Annotated in this window: 2 protein-coding genes; both read left to right on the top strand. The window is 66.0% G+C overall.

What is annotated here, in order from left to right; all coding sequences use genetic code 11:
• Positions 1-328: 328 nt before the first annotated feature.
• Positions 329-1,438 (top strand): hypothetical protein, encoded by a 1,110-nt coding sequence (locus ABT112_RS34905; protein ID WP_351515804.1) that lies wholly within the window; start codon positions 329-331, stop codon positions 1,436-1,438.
• Between the two features lie 623 nt (positions 1,439-2,061).
• Positions 2,062-2,694, top strand: a complete 633-nt coding sequence (locus tag ABT112_RS34910; protein WP_351515805.1) for a hypothetical protein — start codon at positions 2,062-2,064, stop codon at positions 2,692-2,694.
• Positions 2,695-2,789: the final 95 nt, after the last annotated feature.

Consider the following 2,789-nt stretch of genomic DNA (forward strand, 5'->3'; position numbering starts at 1 on the left):
CGGGGGTGGGGGGGGGGGCCATCGGGCGGCCCACCCCACGCTCCGCCCACCATCGGGCGGGGCCGCCCACGTCGGCGGCCGGCGCCGGTCACCGGGCCCTGTAGGAAGGGCGTCCCTCCGGGACGGCTCAGCCTGGCCCGGCTCGCAGCCGGCCGAACCCTCCGGGCCGCGGGCGGCCCTCCCGTCCCGTCCGGACGCCTGACCAAGGGCGTGCCCTGCGGGCACGACGGCACGGTCCATCGCGCTCCGCACGATGACGGGCGGCACCTCCCCGACGCCGGTACGGCACACCGCCGACCGCACCACCGAGATCCCGAGGAACACCCCCATGCCCGAGAACGCACCCGCCGCCCCGCATCAGGTTGCCCACCCCGGAGACCCCTCTCCGCAGACCTGTATCCAGGTCGCCCGGCAGGCCGCGATCCTCGCCGTCACCGCAGCCGACGACGTCATGACCGCCATGTGTCGCAGCCGATCCGGCGCCGCCGCCCGCCTGGAGGCGGCCATGCACGCGGCCCACAAGGAAGCGGTCGAAGCCGAGAAATGGGCCGACCGCGCCGAGCAGTACGCCGACGACCCCGCCATGCCGAGCAGCGCTCCCTTGTGCTGCGCCCGTGCGGCCGTCGACCACGCTGTTCGGGCTCAGTCGGCCGCCGGAGCCGAGACGACGGCCGAGGACCTGCGGGCCGAGCTGGAGCGCAAGCTGACGGCGGCCGAGTACGCCGAGCGGGAGACCGAACGTCGTCGGGAAGAGGCCGAGCGGGAGGCCGAGGAGCGCGCGGCCACCGGCATGGACGCGGACAACCGGGACCAGGCGGTGAGGAACCGGTATCTCGCCGAAGGACACGTTGCCGAACTCGGTTGGACGGCGGGGCACGTCCGTGTGCTGGAGGCCGCCGAGTCCGGGCGCCTGTACTGGCGAGACGGTAGGGCCCGGCAGGCAGCCCGGCGCGGTGTGTGGTCCGGTGGCCGGCGGATCAGTCGCGACCGGACCGAAGCCCTGTTCGCCGCACGGTTCCTCGTCGCCGTCCGCCAGGACGACGGCACCCGCGTACTGACCCCCAGCCAGATGGGTCAGGTCGCCCTTGAACTGGTCCGGCTCCACCCGGCCGGACTCCACGACAGCGACCAGGCCGCCTACGAGGCACGGTTCGCCCGGGTCCGGCGACGCTACAAGCGCCGCGACGACCAGAAGGCCGCAGCCCGCGTGCTCCCGCCGCTCGATTCCAGCGCCCGCAACCTGTACCGGAAGCCGGTCACCCTCACCGAACAGCGGGCCCGCGCCGAGCGCGAGGCCGTCGACCGATGGGAAGACGAGGGCGGGTGCTGCCCCGGAAATGTGGTCCCTTTCCCGGCATTTAACCTCAGCGACAATGCATTGACCGCGACCATTCGGTCCGTGCAATGGGGTCCCGTCAATCAGCCTGCATTGTGGTGATGGGAAATCCGCCTCGTAGAATTTCAGTCATTCATCATGGCGAGGTTGGCCGCCACCCCCCTCCGGGCTCCATTGCGATTCGACGGTGCTGTCAGTTTCTGAGGGCGTCGGCGGCTCCGATCCAGTGCTTTCGATATCGGGAAGTTCGTGAATCGTTGATCGCAACCTTTGCCACGCTCTGATGACCTTAAGGAGTTGACGCAGGAATTCACTGATCAGACTCAAAGAAAGCCCCAAGAGTCCATAGAGGCTCAGAATGAAAAGGGTCACTTGATCCCATGTCACGGTTTACTCCCGCTGCCGTCTTCGATACCTCCACCCTGCCGCCGCGGCGACATTGCTGGTACGGAAGCTGTATCAAAGTGGCAAAAGCTGACGATGTTAGACATGGCGATGGGGGGTGACCTTACGAAAGTTGACGCCTCGACCGAAGTCCAGGCAGCATGCTGCCTGACACAATCTGACGGGGGGTTTGGGTGGCCGTACCTATGCCGAGCCGAGCAACCGTGAAACCTGGGGCACACCGGGAACTTTTGGAATCGCTCCATGACCTGTACCGACAAGCCGGACAGCCGGGGGCTCGGCGAATCAGCCAGGCCGTCAGAGAATCAGACCTGTCGGATGTGATCTCTCATGAGACGGTCAACAGTATTCTCAAAGGCGCTTCGTTTCCACGCTGGAGCAAGCTGGAAGTAGTCGTTCGTGTTCTGGGGCGGTGGTCGGTCACCCAGCCCGACGAGCAGGCGCTCGTGCTGCGATTCCATGGGATGTGGGAAGCTGCTAGTAATCCCGCGTCTCCTCAAATGGTTTCAAGAGGTAATTCAGGGTCTCCGGTTGCACCACCCTTGGTGGAGAGGTCCCGCGACGCTCGAAAGGAAAGGCATCTTGCCAGCCTGCGGGGCGAAGAGGGGCAAGGAACGGTTGTCCTGAATGGCCTGGACTCCGAAGTCGACGGTGAACTCTTTACTGTGAGTTCCCTAGCGGGTCGCACGATGATCCGTCTAAATACGGCACACCCGGTTATAGGTGAGCTGTTTTCAATACCGGAGGATCTTGAATCTCTCCCGCAAGCCGACCTTGCGGTGATGCTGGAATCCGTAAAAGATTCGCTGGATATTCTATTCCTGTCCTGGGGGGCCGCCCACAGTCGCGCTGGTGCGCGGTCGATCGAGTTTGTTGATGCGTTCAACAAGGAATGGTCTCGCCTTGCCTATCGCTTCTTCGGGGAGATGCAGCAAAGGAATTTCTCCGAGTGAGGGTGCCGGCGGGGGCGGAAAGGCTGCCTCCGGCGGGTCCTCCTCGGAGGGGGTGGGGGCTGGTCGGTCGGGTGCCGCGCCGTCGTGGTGCGGGT

Origin of the sequence: Streptomyces sp. NPDC002055 (genome assembly GCF_040296705.1) — a bacterium.
In the GTDB taxonomy this organism is placed as follows: domain Bacteria; phylum Actinomycetota; class Actinomycetes; order Streptomycetales; family Streptomycetaceae; genus Streptomyces.

Bases quoted from the DNA above. Each gene is read 5' to 3' on its own strand.
- ABT112_RS34905 (WP_351515804.1), top strand. From the start codon at position 329: ATGCCCGAGAACGCACCCGCCGCCCCGCATCAGGTTGCCCACCCCGGA.